This is a genomic window from Pseudomonas sp. TMB3-21, assembly GCF_054898145.1.
This window is the reverse complement of record NZ_CM142718.1, coordinates 3,585,931-3,601,012: the sequence shown is the minus strand read 5'-3', so window position 1 is coordinate 3,601,012 and position 15,082 is coordinate 3,585,931. Positions and strand designations below refer to the sequence as shown.

The following is a 15,082-nucleotide window of genomic DNA, read 5'->3' as shown; positions in this document are numbered from 1 at the left end:
TTAGTGCTTGAAGCTGATGTCCGCTGCAGGTTTGACATCGATGCGCGCCACCGATCCGGTCAGGCGCGCAAGGTCCTTGTTGTGTTCGGCAATAATGTCTTCGGCGCGCAGATTGCCGTTGTCGACGGTGGAATGCGCATCGCCGGCCAGCACCACGTCGTAACCCAACTGAAGCGCCTGGCGCACGGTGGCGTTGACGCAATAGTCAGTCTGCAGACCGCAGATTACCAGCCGTTCGAAATCCTGTACCGGCAGCAATTTACGCAATGACGTCTGATAGAACGAATCCGGCGTGGTCTTGCGCACGCGCTTGTCTTGCGGATCGGTGACCAGTGCTTCGGCCAATTGCCAGTCGGGTGTGCCATGCACAAACGGGCCGGTGAGCTCCTCGTGCTGGATGAGCACCACCGGAAGGCCCGCCTCGCGAGCCCTGGCGCTGAGGCCGTTGATGTTGTCGATGACGCGTTCGATTTCGAAACATTCGTAGTCGCCGGTGCACAGCGCTTGTTGAACATCAATGATTAACAGTGCGGTGGTCATGAGCTTTCCTTGCCAGTCGAAAAACGAAGAACCGCCACGCCTGCGCGCCGATCCCTTGTAGCAGCTGCCGAGCCTGCGAGGCTGCGTCCTCGATCTTCGCTAATTAATACCCCAACGACAACCCGGTATTACGCCGCGGATCGTTCGCCCCATAAAACCGGTTCTTGCCCACAGGCTTGCCCTCCAGCGACGGCGCACCGACCAGAATCGCCGCGAGATGATTGGCATCCTGAGGCCCGGCAAACTTGTGCCCCCAGCTCTCCAGCATCTTCACCGTGTCCGCACTGGTGGTGAAGGTTTCCAGATTGGTTTCCTCCGGCAGCCACTGCTGGTGGAAGCGTGGCGCATCGACCGCTTCCTGAATGTTCATGCCGTAGTCGATCACGTTGAGCATGGTCAGCAAAGTTGCCGTAATAATGCGACTGCCGCCCGGCGTGCCGACGACCATCACCACTTTGCCGTCCTTGGTGACGATGGTCGGGCTCATGGAAGACAGCGGCGCCTTGCCGGGCGCAATGGCATTGGCTTCGCCCTGCACCAGGCCGTACATGTTCGGCACGCCGACCTTGGAGGTGAAGTCGTCCATTTCATCATTGAGCATGACCCCGGTTTTGCTGGCCATGACCCCGGCGCCGAACCAGTCGTTGAGGGTGTACGTCACCGACACCGCGTTGCCCCATTTATCGACGATCGAATAGTGCGTGGTGTTGCTGCCTTCATGGGGCGCGACGCCGGGCTTGAGCTCGCTGGACACCGCCGCTTTTTGCGGGGCGATGGCGGCGCGCAGCTTGGTCGCGTAGTTTTTGTCGAGCAGATGCTCGATCGGGTTTTTCACAAAGTCCGGGTCGCCGAGGAAGCTGTTGCGATCCACATAAGCGTGGCGCATCGCTTCGATCTGATAGTGCATGCCTTGGGCCGAATGGTAGCCCAGGTCTTTCATTGGATAGCCTTCGAGAATGTTCATGATCTGGCAAATCACCACACCGCCAGAGCTCGGTGGCGGCGCCGACACCACATGGTAGCCACGGTAGTCGCACTCGATGGGCGCCAGTTCCCGGGTCTTGTAGTTGTCGAGATCAGCCTGGCTGATGATGCCTTTGTTAGCCTGGCTGGACGTGACAATCGCGTCCGCCACCCAGCCTTTGTAAAAACCGTCAGCGCCCTTCTCGGAGATCTCACGCAGGGTTTTGCTCAGGTCTTTTTGCACCAGTTTTTGCCCGACCTGCATCGGCTCGCCGTTGCGCAGGAAGATCGACCCCGAGTCGCGCATGTCTTTCTTGAACATATCGGTCGCGTATTCGAGCATCTCAAGATCGCCCTGCTCCAGCACAAAACCGTCTTCCGCCAGTTTGATCGCCGGGGCGATGATTTCCTTGCGCGGTTTGGTGCCGTACTTCTGCAGCGCCAGTTCCATGCCGGACACGGTGCCGGGCACGCCGACTGCCAAATGGCCGCGGGTACTGAGTTCCGGAACGACATTGCCCTCTTTGTCGAGGTACATGTCGGCGGTGGCTTTCAGTGGGGCCTTTTCACGGAAGTCGAGGAAGGTCTTGCGCCCGTCCGCCAACTGAATCGTCATGAAACCGCCACCGCCGAGGTTACCCGCTGCGGGATACACCACCGCCAGCGCATAGCCTACGGCCACGGCGGCATCGACGGCGTTGCCGCCGTTCTTCAACACATCGACACCTACGTGGCTGGCCAGATGCTGCGCCGTCACCACCATGCCGTTTTCGGCGGCGACCGGGGCGACAGAGGCCGCGTGGGCAGACACGCAGCTGAATGCCAGGGAAGTCGCTATGAGCGATTTGGCGAGAGGTTCGAACTTCATGGGTCGGTCTCTTTTTGTTTTTGAGAGAAAACGCGTCAAGAGCAGTAGCCAAGTATGGTCGGGATTACGTTTTGCGCCTCCCCGCCGACGCAGTATGCTGGACGCCGAACAGCCATCTGCGGAGTCCATCTGCATGACTTTTACCTGCATGACGCTGGCCTCTCCGGTCGGCGAGTTGAAGCTGGTCGCGAATGGCGAGCGACTGGTGGCCATCCTCTGGGAAAACGACAAGCCGAACCGCGTGCGATTGGGGCCGATGAGTGAAGTGACGGACTCACCGATCCTTGTGCGCACGGCGCAACAACTGACGGAATATTTCGCGGGGACGCGGGAGCGTTTCGAGCTGGAGCTGGACTTTATCGGGACACTGTTTCAGAAGAAAGTGTGGCATGCGTTGCTCACCATCCCGTTCGGCGAGACGCGCAGCTACAGTCAGATTGCCGTGCAGATCGGCTGTCCCGGTGCGGTGCGGGCGGTCGGTGCCGCTAACGGCAGGAATCCGATTTCCATCGTGGCGCCGTGTCATCGGGTGATCGGGGCGTCGGGCAAACTCACTGGTTTCGCCGGTGGGCTTGAGGCGAAGGAATTTCTGTTAACGCTGGAAGGCTGCGATTGGACGGGCGCCAATCGCACGGGAAACCTTTTCTGAACCGCACACAATCCTGTAGCAGCTGCCGAGCCCGCGAGGCTGCGTTCGGCTCAGGTCCGCTGGACGCAGCCTCGCGGGCTCGGCAGCTGCTACGTTGACCGTGGTGGATTCAGAGTGTGGCGAAGAGGTTTTTCATGGCCGCGTACTGCAGCAGCATGATGGTTTTCGCGTCGCAGATTTCGCCTCGATAAAAAGCCTGGAGTGCTTCGTCGAACGACCACTCCAGCACTTCCAGCTCTTCGGTCTCCGCTTCCAGCCCGCCACCCTCGCTCACCTTGGATGAAGCGTCATACTCGGCGATGAAAAAATGCAGCTTTTCCGTCACCGAGCCGGGGCTCATGTACGCCTCGAAAACTTTCTGCACGTGATGCACGCGATAACCCGTTTCCTCTTCAGCTTCATCGCGAATTCGTTCTTCCGGCGCTGCCCCTTCGAGTAGCCCCGCTGCCACTTCGATCAGTAAACCGTCGTGACCGTTAACGAACACCGGCAAACGAAACTGACGCGTCAGCACGACGGTTTTCTTTTCCCGGTTGAACAGCAGAATCGCCGCGCCATTGCCTCGGTCGTAAACCTCGCGGGTCTGACGTTGCCATTCGCCGTTGTTGCGCAGGTAATCGAAGGTGATTTTCTTCAGCAGGTACCAGTCGTGGGACAACACCTGAGACTCGAGGATGTTGACCCGCTCGGCTGTATTGGCCATCTATCCATTTCCCGTCAAATGAAGCGCATGTTGGATGACATCACGCTAACTTGAGCTGCTCGTCGAACTCCTTCAGATAATCTTTGGCAAGGCTGATTTTCTGTTTTTCATCGAGCAGTTTGCCGGCGCTCTGGAAGAACTTCTGTTCTTCTTCCTTGAGATGGTGATGGACCTTATCCGAGAGCTTTTTCGCCGTCGCCAGCCAAGACGGGCTGGACATCTCGGTCTCGTCGAGCTCTTCCATCATTTCGTCCATCTCGTGATGCTCGGAGATCGCATGACGGCTCAGGTCAACGCCATTATCGAATTGCATCAGCGGAATGTAGAAATGCCGTTCTTCAGCGGTCTCGTGCGCTTGAAGTTCGGCTTTGAGTCGTTCGTACGCTTCTTTACGCTCCGGGGTGTCGCCACTGGTCTGGACAACCGCTTCGGCGTAGGTGCGTTGGCGCTCGTGGCTTTCGCGCAAGGCTTCAAAAATGTTCACTGGCAATCCTCATCGGCCGCGTTCTGAAATGACGCTGTAATGCCTAGACATCTGCGCACTCGCGAGGGTTCCACGTGCGGGGATGGAACATTCACGGCGACCCGGATACGCTCAAGCATCAACGCCAAAAGGATGTAGCCGATGACTTTACGCATAGAAATGACCCAGGAGCCGACGCCCGAGGATCGAGAAGCGATCCTTGCACCGTTGCGCGCCTATAACCTTGCGCAAGCGGGTGACGGCAAGTCCGAATTGCTCGCGCTACTGGTGCGCGATGACAACGATGTGATCCTCGGCGGCCTGTACGGCCGGTTCTTCTATCAATGGTTGTTTATCGAATTGCTGTCGGTGCCGGATGAGGCGCGTGGCCAGGGCATGGGTTCACGGCTGATGAAGATGGCCGAGGACCTGGCCAGGGAAAAGGGGTGCGTGGGCATCTGGCTGGACACCTTCGACTTTCAGGCGCCGGAGTTTTACAAGAAGCTGGGCTTCAGCGAAGTAGGCCAGATCGCTGACTACCCACCGGGCCATCGGCGCTTCTTTCTACAGAAACGCCTGCTCAACCACGTCTGACACATTGTTGCGATTTAAATGCTTCCAGTAGGAGCAAGCTTGCTCGCGATGGCGGCAGTGAAATTGTGGGAGCAAGTCTTGCCCGCGATGGCGGCAGTGAGACAGACCGGGTAATAGTTCATCGCGAGCAAGCTTTGCTCCCACAGCTCAGAGGCAGGTCGCCAGCGCCGCTAACCGGCGTTTGGCAACGAAGTCGTCACGCTGGGCGTAATAGCTCAATTCTGTTCCCGTCACCGCTGTCGTCAGATCGACAAACGACTCCGCCGATCGCGTGTAAACCGTGGAGCCGCCCTTCTTGCCGGGCTGCAGATACGCGCCGGCGTCAACGCCGAATACCGCCTCATCCTGCCAGGCAAACTGCACGCACTGCGCCACGACCTTTTCCGGTTTTTCCGAGGTCAGGGTTTTGTACGGGGTGCCCATGCGGGCATCATTCATCGCCGAACCGGCGCATCCCGCCAGCAACGTCACGGCCAGCGCCACCATCAGAATTCGCATTGCTTGTTGCTCATCAAGAAAAAACGGACTGTATCATCGTGGCGCGGCGTATCGTTCTGCTTTACTTCATTTATAGCGCGACACCGCGCAATGATTCGCGCACCCTGTCGCGCCGAATGCCACATCGCCCGTGTTACCCGGGCCTATTTTTCTGGAACGTCCCATGACACCCAATGCCGAATTTTACAAACCGACCGCTGAATATGCCGACAAGCTGATCAGTCAGATCGGACAAACGCCATCGTGGATCGCCAAACGCATCGGCGTCACCGACAAGCGGATTCGCTACATCCTCGAAGGTGAAAGAACCGTCAAAGGCGAGACCACGCCGATCCAGATGACCTACCCGGAGCAATTCGCCCTCGAATGCCTGGCGGCGGCGGCCAAGGCCAAGAAGCAGTCTTCGTAATAATTCCTCAAGGAGCGACCATGCCGGCAAGCGAACAGCAGCACGAACAGGCCCTGCAGAAATTTCTCGATGAGCGCCCCGAACTGCGCCATGAACTGGACAATCTCAATCCGTTATTGGCGCAGGCCAAGGGTGAAACCGCTGCGCAGTACCGCGATGAGCGTTTGCACGAAGCCTTCGAGGCTGAAGCGGAACGCCTGGACGTATTTGCCTGGGAATTGACCTTGCAACTGACCGCTGCGAGCGCCGAAGACTATCAGGCGCAGCGCATGGAAGTGCACAAGGAAGTGGCCGAGATGGCCGGGATGGACTGGCTGGAGTATTGCGAGTTATATGGATTGAACAAGTGACCGTCGCCGCTCCAGGATTTATCTAACGATGCTGCCCTCGTCCCCCAGTACCCACGCCAGTCCGGGCCATCTGCATAGCCAGAAATGGCGCGGACGCGTCGGCCTGTCGCTGGTGGCCGCACTCTCGGTACTGGCGGGGATGACCGATGCCATCGGCTTCATGGCCAGCGGCGACTTCGTTTCCTTCATGAGCGGCAACACCACCCGTCTCGCCGTGGCCATCAGCGACGGCGACACGGGCCTGACCCTGCGCCTGCTGATCATCGTGGCCACGTTCATCATCGGCAACGCCCTGGGCATCGTCGCCAGCCGTCTTGGCGGTCGGCGGGCGCTGCCTTTATTGCTGTGCATCGCCACCCTGCTCTGCGGCGCTGCTGCCTGGCCGTATGAGGAAAAACTGCCGGCGTTGCTGGCGGCGATCATCGCCATGGGCATGCTCAATGCCGCCGTGGAGGAAGTGAATGGCCTGCCGGTCGGCCTGACCTATGTCACCGGCGCCCTGTCACGCTTCGGCCGCGGCCTGGGACGCTGGATGCTCGGCGAACGGCGCAATGGCTGGCGGGTGCAGTTGATTCCCTGGGCCGGAATGTTTGCCGGCGCGGTGCTGGGTGCGGTGCTGGAGCATCATCTTGGGCTCAGTGCGTTGTTTGTCAGCGGGTTGCTGGCGGGCGGGATCGGGTTGCTGTCGTTGAAGATTCCACGGCGGTGGCAGTTGGGGTATATGCCACGTTGATCGGGTGCTTACCTGCAATATTGTTGTTGTCTGACTGGACGCTTTCGCGAGCAGGCTCGCTCCCACAGGGTGCTGTGGTGAATTTCAATGATATGTACGGCACAACTCCCCCCTGTGGGAGCGAGCCTGCTCGCGATGGCGGCGACCGGCTCTTGAGCAAACCCACTTCGCCGCCCCACCCATAAAGCTTTATCATGGCCGCAGTTCCGTTGACCCGAGTCCGTCATGAAGTTCGCCATCGCGCTGTTTTCCGCTGCCCATGCGCCCTCCTCGCGCCGCGCCTTGCTGTTCGCCCAGGCCGCGCTGGCGGGCGGTCATGAAATTGTCCGGCTGTTTTTTTATCAGGATGGCGTCTACAACGCGTCCGACAGCGTGGTTACGCCGCAGGATGAACAGGATTTGCCCAAACAATGGCGCGCCTTTGTCAGCGAGCATCAACTCGACGGCGTCGTGTGCATTGCTGCCGCCCTGCGCCGTGGCGTGTTGAACGCAGAAGAAGCCCGCCGTTATCAGCGCGAAGCGGTTGCCGTTGGTGCGCCGTGGGAATTGTCCGGTCTGGGCCAGTTGCACGACGCGGTGCAGGATGCCGACCGTCTGATCTGTTTCGGAGGCGCGTGAAATGCCCAAATCCTTGCTGATTATCAGCCGCCAGTCACCGTGGTCGGGACCGGGTGCCCGCGAAGCTCTGGACATCGTGCTGGCCGGCGGCGCCTTCGATCTGCCGATCGGCCTGCTGTTTCTCGATGACGGTGTGTTTCAACTGGCCGCGAAGCAAGACGCCAAGGCTTTGCAATTGAAGGACCTGAGCGCCAATTTGCAGGCCTTGCCGATGTTTGGTGTTGAAGACCTGTTCGTCTGCGCCGACAGCACCGCCGAACGCGGGCTCGACCCGGCCGGTTTGTCCCTCGAAGACGCCCAAGTGCTGACCGCGCCGCAAATCACCGCACTCATTGACCGTTACGACCAGGTGATCACCCTCTGATGTCGACTTTGCACGTGTTGTCTCATTCCCCGTTCGGCGATGACCGACTGACCAGCTGCCTGCGCGTGATCGGCGCCAACGATGCAGTGCTGCTGACCGGCGACGCCGTGTATGCGCTGCAACCCGGCACGGCGCCGTTCACTGCGCTAGCCGCCGCAAGCCCGACATTGTTCGTGCTGGCCGAAGACGCTCAGGCCCGCGCACTGGCCATCCCCGACGCAGCCACCGCCGTTGACTACCCGGCCTTCGTCGAACTGTCGATCCACTACGACAAGGTCAACAGCTGGCTATGAATTCCCTGACGGTAGGCGCGCGCGCCATCGAGTTGGACAAGGACGGTTTTCTGCTGGAACTGAGCGACTGGTCCGCCGACGTCGCCAGCGCCCTGGCCGCCGCCGAGGGCATCGAGTTAAGCGCCGAGCACTGGGAAATTCTCGAATTGCTGCGCAGCTTTTACGCCGAATTCCAGTTGTCGCCAGCGACCCGTCCGCTGATCAAATACACCGCGTTGAAGCTCGGCCCGGAAAAAGGCAACAGCCTGCACCTGAACCGACTGTTCAAAGGCACCCCTGCCAAACTCGCCGCGAAACTGGCGGGCCTGCCCAAACCGACGAATTGCTTATGACCGACTACACCGCGCTGACCCTCGAAACGCCCGCCGAACACCCTTTCGCCGAGTTCGTGCGCATTCTTGGCAAAGGCAAACGGGGAGCCCGCGACCTGACCCGCGAAGAAGCCCGGGTCGCCATGGGCATGGTGCTCGACGACCAGGTCGAGGCCACCCAGCTTGGTGCGTTTCTGATGTTGCTGCGGCACAAGGAAGAAAGCGCCGAAGAAATGGCCGGGTTCACCGAAGCCCTGCGTCAGCGGCTGCAAGCGCCGGCATTAAATGTGGACCTCGACTGGCCGACCTATGCCGGCAAGAAGCGCCATCTGCCTTGGTATCTGCTGGCAGCCAAGTGCCTGGGGCAAAACGGCTTGCGCATCTTCATGCACGGCGGCGGCGCACACACGGCCGGGCGCCTGTACAGCGAGCAACTGCTCAATGAACTGAAAATCCCCCTGTGCCGCAACTGGCAACAGGTCGGTTCGGCGCTGGATAACGGCGGACTGGCGTTCATGCCCCTGATCGATTGGGCGCCGCCCTTGCAGCGCATGATCGACTTGCGTAACACACTGGGCCTGCGCTCGCCGATTCATTCCCTGGCGCGAATTCTCAATCCACTGGGCGCCCGCTGCGGCCTGCAAAGCATTTTTCACCCCGGTTACCAGGCCGTGCACCGCGATGCCAGCGGCTTGCTCGGTGACACCGCGATTGTGGTCAAGGGCGACGGCGGCGAGATTGAAATCAATCCGGATGCTGCCAGTCATTTGTATGGCACCACCGGCGGCGTGAGTTGGGACGAGGAATGGCCGCAGATGTCGAGCCAGCGTCACGTCAAACCTGCTTCGCTCGATCCTCAACAGCTGAAGGCGGTGTGGCGCGGCGATGTGGTCGACAGCTATCCGCAAATGGCACTCATCGCCACCATGGCCTTGGCGCTGCGTGGCCTCGGACAACCGCGCGAACAGGCTTTCCAGACCGCCCAGCAATACTGGGACGCGCGAGACAAATCGATTTAACCGATCATAAGCGCCCAACCTTTGCGCTATTTTATCGAACCTATGCGAATAGACTCTTCTCCAACGCTTATTGGTTGAGGAGTCCTGAACATGGGTTTGTTAGTTGAAGGTCGCTGGCATGACCAGTGGTACGAAAGCAGCAAGGACGGCGCATTCCAGCGCGAGCAAGCACAGCGCCGCAATTGGGTGACCGCAGACGGCACGCCAGGACCCAGCGGCGTCGGTGGTTTTGCAGCCGAACCCGGCCGCTATCATCTTTACGTCTCCCTCGCCTGTCCGTGGGCGCATCGCACGCTGATCCTGCGCAAACTCAAAGGCCTCGACAGCCTGATCGACGTGTCGGTAGTCAGCTACCTGATGCTGGAGAACGGCTGGACCTTCGACCAATCCCACGGCTCCACCGGCGACAAACTGGATGATCTGAGCTTCCTGCACCAGCGCTATACCGCCGACACCGCCGACTACACCGGCCGCGTCACCGTGCCAGTGCTCTGGGACAAGCAGCAGAACCGCATCGTCAGTAATGAATCGGCGGAAATCATCCGCATGTTCAACAGCGCCTTTGATGAGTTGACCGGCAATAAACTGGACTTCTACCCCGCACCGCTGCGAGCCGAGATCGATGCGTTGAACGACCGTATTTATCCAGCGGTGAACAATGGCGTGTATCGCGCCGGGTTTGCGACGTCACAGCAGGCTTATGAAGAAGCGTTCGATGAGGTGTTTGCCGAGCTGGATCGACTGGAGCAGCTGTTAGGCGCCAATCGTTATCTAGTCGGCGAATACCTGACAGAGGCAGGCGTGCGCTTGTTTACCACGTTGATTCGCTTTGACGCGGTGTACCACGGTCACTTCAAGTGCAACCTGCGGCGGATCGCCGATTATCCGAACCTGTCGAACTGGCTGCGGGAAATGTACCAGTGGCCGGGAATTGCCGAGACGGTGGATTTCACCCACATCAAGAATCATTACTACGGCAGTCACAAGACCATCAATCCGACAGGGATTGTGCCGAAAGGGCCGGCGCAGGATTTTGCGGCGCCGCATGATCGGGCGCGGTTGAATGGGAAAGGGGTTTGGCAGAAAAGCTGATCAAAGCCTTCACGGCGAAGGAAATCATGGGTGGCGATGGCATTAATTTGTGGCGAGGGGATTTATCCCCGTTGGACTGCGCAGCAAGTCTCCTCCTGGAAACTCAAGGGCAAGGGCCGCTGCGCGCCCCAACGGGGGCAAGCCCCCTCGCCACAGTTTAGAGCTGTGCCTGAGCCCCTTCGAACCACGCCAGTTTCTCGCGCAGCTGCACCACCTCACCCACAATCACCAGCGTCGGCGCATGCACTTCATGCTCCGCAACCAGCCGCGGCAGATCGGCCAACGTGCCGGTAAACACTCGCTGGTTGACCGTGGTGCCCTGCTGAATCAGCGCCGCCGGCGTGTCGGCTGAGCGGCCGTGTTTGATCAACTGCTCGCAGATCACCGGCAACCCCACCAGGCCCATGTAAAACACCAGGGTCTGCGCCGGCGCGACCAGATCGGCCCACGGCAAATCGGTGGAACCGTCTTTCAAGTGACCGGTGACAAAGCGTACTGACTGGGCGTGATCGCGGTGGGTCAGCGGAATCCCGGCATAAGCCGCACAACCGCTGGCAGCCGTGATGCCCGGCACCACCTGGAACGGAATGCCATGAGCCGCCAGTTCTTCGATCTCTTCACCGCCACGACCGAAGATGAACGGGTCGCCGCCCTTCAACCGCACAACGCGCTTGCCGGCCTTGGCCAGATCGACCAATTGCTGATTGATCTGATCCTGTGGCACCGCGTGTTCAGCGCGACGTTTGCCGACGTAAACCCGCTCGGCATCGCGACGGCACAAATCGAGAATTGCCGGCGCTACCAGACGGTCATACAACACCACATCAGCTTGCTGCATCAGGCGCAACGCGCGGAAGGTCAGCAGGTCAGGATCACCCGGGCCAGCGCCCACCAGATAAACCTCTCCCGTGGTGGCCGGTGCTTCGCCGGCAATCTTGGCCAGCAACAGGCGCTCTGCTTCCGTGCCCTGTCCGGCCAGTTGCCGATCGGCAATCGGACCCTGGAAAACATCTTCCCAGAACGCCCGGCGCTGCTGCACATCCGGGAACAGACCTTTGACCTGACTGCGAAAACGCGCAGCCAGGCCGGCCAGTTGCCCGTAAGTGGAAGGAATCCAGGTTTCCAGCTTGGCCCGAATCAACCGCGCCAACACCGGCGCATCGCCGCCGCTGGAAACCGCGATAATCAATGGAGAACGATCAACGATCGCCGGGAAAATCACGCTGCACAGCGCCGGCGCATCGACCACGTTGACCGGCACACAGCGCCGATGAGCATCGGCGGAGACCCGCGCATTCAACGGTTCATCATCAGTGGCGGCAATCACCAGCCCGCAACCGTCAAGATCCGCTTCGACGTAGCCACGCAACAGGCAATCGCCACCGCTGCCGACCACCAGCTCGCGCAGTTGCGGTTCGATTTCAGGTGCGACGACCCGCAGCAGCGCACCGGCTTCGGCCAGCAGGCGGGATTTGCGCAAAGCAATCTCCCCCCCGCCGACGACCAACACACGACTGCCGCGCAGGTTGTGAAACAGCGGCAGATAGTCCATTTAGCCGATGACCTCAAGGCCACCCATGTACGACTTCAACACGTCCGGCACTCGAATCGAACCGTCGGCCTGCTGGTAGTTTTCCAGCACCGCCACCAGCGTACGACCCACCGCCAGGCCGGAGCCGTTCAAAGTGTGCACCAGTTCCGGCTTGCCGGTTTCCGGGTTGCGGAAGCGCGCTTGCATGCGTCGGGCCTGGAAATCGCCGCAGTTGGAGCACGAGGAAATTTCGCGGTATTTGTCCTGGCTCGGAATCCACACTTCCAGGTCATAGGTCTTGACCGCACTGAAGCCCATGTCGCCAGTGCACAGAGCCAGTGTCCGATAAGGCAATTCAAGCAATTGCAGGACCTTCTCGGCGTTGGCGGTCAGGCCTTCCAGCGCTTCCATCGATGTCGACGGCTCGACGATCTGGACCATTTCGACCTTGTCGAACTGGTGCTGACGAATCATGCCCCGGGTATCGCGACCCGATGCGCCAGCTTCACTGCGGAAGCACGGGGTGTGCGCGACGAATTTGATCGGCAGCAATTTCGCATCGACGATTTCACCGGCAACGATATTGGTCAGGGAGACCTCAGCGGTCGGGATCAAGTACAGATCGGCTTCGCCTTCGCGGGCGATCTTGAACAGGTCTTCTTCGAACTTGGGCAACTGACCGGTGCCTTGCAGCGCCGGTGCCTGGACCAGATAAGGCGTGTAGGCCTCTTCATAACCGTGCTCGCTGGTGTGCAGGTTGATCATGAACTGCGCCAGTGCGCGGTGCAGACGTGCGATCGGGCCGCGCAACAAGGCGAAACGTGCGCCGGACAACTTGGCAGCGGTTTCGAAATCCAGCCAGCCGAACTTCTCACCTAGGGCGACGTGGTCCTGAACCGGGAAATCAAATGCGGTCGGCGTGCCCCAGCGGCGCACTTCGACGTTGTCGTCTTCATCCTTGCCGACCGGCACGGATTCGTGCGGCAGGTTCGGAATACCCAGCAGGATCGAGTCCAGATCGGTCTGGATCGCGTCCAGCTCGACTTTACCGGCGCTCAATTCATCGGCCATGCGCTCGACGTCCGCCATCAACGGCGCGATGTCTTCGCCGCGCTGCTTTGCCTGACCGATGGATTTGGAACGCGCATTACGTTCAGCCTGCAGGGCTTCGGTGCGGGTCTGGACGGTCTTGCGCTGTTCTTCCAGCGCTTCGATGCGCGCAACATCCAGCGTATAGCCACGGGATGCTAGGCGGTCCGCTACGTCCTGAAGGTTGCTACGTAACAGTTTGGAATCGAGCATGTCGGTCTCTCGTTATCAAAGTTTGGTCAGGGACAGGCCGGCCCAGGTGGCAAGCAGCCCGCCGAATACGCTGATGGCCGCATAGCCCAGGGCCAGCGGCACCTGCCCGCTTTCCAGCAGGCGCACCGTATCCAGTGAAAAGGATGAAAATGTCGTCAGGCCCCCGAGGAAGCCGACCATCAGCCCGGCACGGACCTCGATGGGCACCTCCGGGCGGAGCAAAAACAGACCGTAAAGAACGCCGATCAGCAAACAGCCCACGATATTAACGGCCAGCGTCGCGCTATAGAAGTGCCGCGGCCAATTCGCGTTGATCCAGTTGCCGGTGGCAAAGCGCAACAGCGTACCGGCGACGCCGCCAATGGAAACTGCAACGATCAATGGGAGCACTATTTTCTCCGCTGCCGGGGACTGAGACGGTCGAGTTGAGCGAGGTGGTTCAGTTTCTCGCCGATCTTCAGCTCGAGGCCGCGCGGCACCGGCTGATAGAACGGCTGAGGGTCGAGTTCATCCGGGAAGTAATCTTCGCCGGCCGCATAAGCGTCCGGTTCGTCATGGGCGTAGCGGTATTCGTCGCCATAACCCAATTGCTTCATCAGCTTGGTCGGGGCGTTACGCAGGTGCAGCGGCACTTCCAGCGAACCGTGTTCGGTGGCGCTGCGCATCGCCGCTTTGAAACCCATGTAAACCGCATTGCTCTTCGGCGCGCAGGCCAGATAGGTGATGGCTTGTGCAACAGCGAGCTCGCCTTCGGGGCTGCCCAGCCGTTCCTGCACTTCCCACGCTGCCAGGCACAGGCTCAGGGCGCGCGGGTCGGCGTTGCCGATGTCTTCGCTGGCCATGCGCACTACGCGCCGAGCCAGGTACAGCGGATCGCAACCGCCGTCGATCATCCGCGCGAACCAATACAGCGCGCCGTCGGGGTTGGAGCCGCGTACCGATTTGTGCAGGGCGGAAATCTGGTCGTAGAAGGCTTCGCCACCCTTGTCAAAACGCCGACGGGTGTCGCCGAGCAGACTCTGCAGCAAGTCGGTGCCGATCTCGCTGTCATCTTCCGCCAGGTCCGAAGCATTTTCGAGCAGGTTGAGCAGGCGCCGGCCATCGCCATCGGCGGCTGACAGCAGCATCTGAAAGCCCTCATCGCTGAGGGTCAGCTGCCGTTTGCAGAGACCACGCTCTTCAGTAAGCGCGCGATGGACCAATTTGCGCAGCGCCGCTTCGTCGAGGCTCTTGAGTACGTAGACACGCGCCCGCGAGAGCAAAGCGTTGTTGAGTTCGAAAGAGGGGTTTTCAGTGGTCGCGCCGATGAAAATCAGCGTGCCGTCTTCGACGTACGGCAGGAACGCATCCTGCTGCGATTTGTTGAAGCGATGCACTTCATCGACGAAGAGGATGGTGCGCTTGCCGTATTGCCCCGCTTGCTGCTTGGCAATTTCCACGGCCTGGCGGATTTCCTTGACCCCGGCGAGTACCGCCGAAACGGTCTCGAAGTGCGCGTCGGAGACTTCTGCGAGCAAACGCGCCAGGGTGGTTTTACCGACACCCGGCGGCCCCCAGAAAATCATCGAGTGCAGAGCACCCTGCTCCAGCGCTTCGCGCAAAGGCTTGCCGCGAGCGAGCAGGTGTTCCTGACCGACGTACTCGTCCAGGTTAGCCGCACGCAAGCGCGCGGCCAATGGCTGAGCAATCGGGGCACTGCGAAACAGGTCCATCACGTACTTTCAAAACCTCGCTTTATCACGTAGTGCCCAAGCCTGGTGAAATCCTGTGGCGAGGGAGCTT

The 15,082-nt window shown here is 60.1% G+C and carries 20 protein-coding genes; 11 read left to right on the top strand and 9 right to left on the bottom strand.

Going from position 1 to position 15,082, the window contains the following annotated elements; translation table 11 throughout:
* The gene (locus ACYZTS_RS16535) at positions 1–540 is read right to left on the bottom strand and encodes a cysteine hydrolase family protein (protein WP_461990514.1); all 540 of its coding nucleotides are present in this window, start codon (positions 538–540) and stop codon (positions 1–3) included.
* Positions 541–643: 103 nt separating this feature from the next.
* Entirely contained in the window at positions 644–2,371 is a 1,728-nt protein-coding gene (gene ggt / locus ACYZTS_RS16530) for a gamma-glutamyltransferase (RefSeq protein ID WP_461990512.1), read from the bottom strand.
* 133 nt (positions 2,372–2,504) lie between these two features.
* Here ggt and ACYZTS_RS16525 point away from each other — a divergent pair, with 133 nt between their 5' ends.
* Positions 2,505–3,020: a methylated-DNA--[protein]-cysteine S-methyltransferase gene (locus ACYZTS_RS16525; RefSeq protein ID WP_461990510.1), complete on the top strand. Its 516-nt coding sequence runs from the start codon at positions 2,505–2,507 to the stop codon at positions 3,018–3,020.
* A 109-nt stretch (positions 3,021–3,129) separates the two neighbouring features.
* On the opposite strand, the gene ACYZTS_RS16520 is transcribed toward ACYZTS_RS16525, so the two are convergent.
* Together ACYZTS_RS16520 and ACYZTS_RS16515 are read right to left on the bottom strand one after the other, a co-directional pair.
* On the bottom strand, positions 3,130–3,723 hold the full coding sequence (locus tag ACYZTS_RS16520; RefSeq protein ID WP_461990509.1) for an NUDIX domain-containing protein: 594 nt from the start codon (positions 3,721–3,723) through the stop codon (positions 3,130–3,132).
* Positions 3,724–3,763: 40 nt separating this feature from the next.
* Positions 3,764–4,207: a hemerythrin domain-containing protein gene (locus ACYZTS_RS16515; RefSeq protein WP_028624376.1), complete on the bottom strand. Its 444-nt coding sequence runs from the start codon at positions 4,205–4,207 to the stop codon at positions 3,764–3,766.
* A 141-nt stretch (positions 4,208–4,348) separates the two neighbouring features.
* Between ACYZTS_RS16515 and ACYZTS_RS16510 the strand changes: the two genes are divergently transcribed.
* Positions 4,349–4,780, top strand: coding sequence for a GNAT family N-acetyltransferase (locus ACYZTS_RS16510; RefSeq protein ID WP_028624375.1), 432 nt, complete (start codon positions 4,349–4,351; stop codon positions 4,778–4,780).
* Positions 4,781–4,927: 147 nt separating this feature from the next.
* On the opposite strand, the gene ACYZTS_RS16505 is transcribed toward ACYZTS_RS16510, so the two are convergent.
* Positions 4,928–5,278: a hypothetical protein gene (locus tag ACYZTS_RS16505; RefSeq protein WP_461990506.1), complete on the bottom strand. Its 351-nt coding sequence runs from the start codon at positions 5,276–5,278 to the stop codon at positions 4,928–4,930.
* Positions 5,279–5,441: 163 nt separating this feature from the next.
* On the opposite strand from ACYZTS_RS16505, the gene ACYZTS_RS16500 reads away from it, so the two are divergent.
* From ACYZTS_RS16500 to ACYZTS_RS16460, 9 genes are all read left to right on the top strand, one after another.
* Positions 5,442–5,687, top strand: a complete 246-nt coding sequence (locus ACYZTS_RS16500; protein ID WP_028624373.1) for a hypothetical protein — start codon at positions 5,442–5,444, stop codon at positions 5,685–5,687.
* 20 nt (positions 5,688–5,707) lie between these two features.
* Positions 5,708–6,037 (top strand): DUF6388 family protein, encoded by a 330-nt coding sequence (locus ACYZTS_RS16495; protein ID WP_461990504.1) that lies wholly within the window; start codon positions 5,708–5,710, stop codon positions 6,035–6,037.
* Positions 6,038–6,065: 28 nt separating this feature from the next.
* A complete protein-coding gene (locus ACYZTS_RS16490) occupies positions 6,066–6,770 on the top strand; it encodes a YoaK family protein (RefSeq protein ID WP_461990502.1) in 705 nt (234 codons plus the stop codon).
* Between the two features lie 225 nt (positions 6,771–6,995).
* The gene (gene tusD, locus ACYZTS_RS16485; RefSeq protein ID WP_461990500.1) at positions 6,996–7,388 is read left to right on the top strand and encodes a sulfurtransferase complex subunit TusD; all 393 of its coding nucleotides are present in this window, start codon (positions 6,996–6,998) and stop codon (positions 7,386–7,388) included.
* A gap of 1 nt (position 7,389) precedes the next feature.
* A complete protein-coding gene (gene tusC / locus ACYZTS_RS16480; RefSeq protein WP_461990498.1) occupies positions 7,390–7,752 on the top strand; it encodes a sulfurtransferase complex subunit TusC in 363 nt (120 codons plus the stop codon).
* The gene (gene tusB, locus ACYZTS_RS16475) at positions 7,752–8,045 is read left to right on the top strand and encodes a sulfurtransferase complex subunit TusB (protein WP_461990496.1); all 294 of its coding nucleotides are present in this window, start codon (positions 7,752–7,754) and stop codon (positions 8,043–8,045) included. The genes tusC and tusB overlap by 1 nt, the downstream gene beginning before the upstream one ends.
* A complete protein-coding gene (locus tag ACYZTS_RS16470; protein WP_028624367.1) occupies positions 8,042–8,377 on the top strand; it encodes a TusE/DsrC/DsvC family sulfur relay protein in 336 nt (111 codons plus the stop codon). The genes tusB and ACYZTS_RS16470 overlap by 4 nt, the downstream gene beginning before the upstream one ends.
* Positions 8,374–9,375: a glycosyl transferase family protein gene (locus ACYZTS_RS16465; protein WP_461990494.1), complete on the top strand. Its 1,002-nt coding sequence runs from the start codon at positions 8,374–8,376 to the stop codon at positions 9,373–9,375. Before ACYZTS_RS16470 ends, ACYZTS_RS16465 begins: the two co-directional genes overlap by 4 nt.
* A 90-nt stretch (positions 9,376–9,465) precedes the next feature.
* Positions 9,466–10,467 carry a glutathione S-transferase family protein gene (locus tag ACYZTS_RS16460; RefSeq protein WP_461990492.1) on the top strand — a complete coding sequence of 334 codons (1,002 nt, stop codon included), beginning with the start codon at positions 9,466–9,468 and terminating at the stop codon, positions 10,465–10,467.
* A gap of 157 nt (positions 10,468–10,624) precedes the next feature.
* Here ACYZTS_RS16460 and cysG read toward each other — a convergent pair whose 3' ends face one another.
* Genes cysG through ACYZTS_RS16440 form a run of 4 tightly spaced genes read right to left on the bottom strand, consistent with a single transcriptional unit; the run spans position 10,625 to position 15,012 of the window.
* On the bottom strand, positions 10,625–12,019 hold the full coding sequence (cysG, locus tag ACYZTS_RS16455) for a siroheme synthase CysG (RefSeq protein ID WP_461990491.1): 1,395 nt from the start codon (positions 12,017–12,019) through the stop codon (positions 10,625–10,627).
* Positions 12,020–13,300, bottom strand: coding sequence for a serine--tRNA ligase (gene serS, locus ACYZTS_RS16450; RefSeq protein ID WP_461990489.1), 1,281 nt, complete (start codon positions 13,298–13,300; stop codon positions 12,020–12,022). It abuts the gene before it with no gap.
* 15 nt (positions 13,301–13,315) lie between these two features.
* Entirely contained in the window at positions 13,316–13,690 is a 375-nt protein-coding gene (crcB, locus tag ACYZTS_RS16445; protein ID WP_461990487.1) for a fluoride efflux transporter CrcB, read from the bottom strand.
* A complete protein-coding gene (locus tag ACYZTS_RS16440; RefSeq protein WP_461990485.1) occupies positions 13,690–15,012 on the bottom strand; it encodes a replication-associated recombination protein A in 1,323 nt (440 codons plus the stop codon). Before ACYZTS_RS16440 ends, crcB begins: the two co-directional genes overlap by 1 nt.
* Positions 15,013–15,082 lie beyond the last annotated feature (70 nt).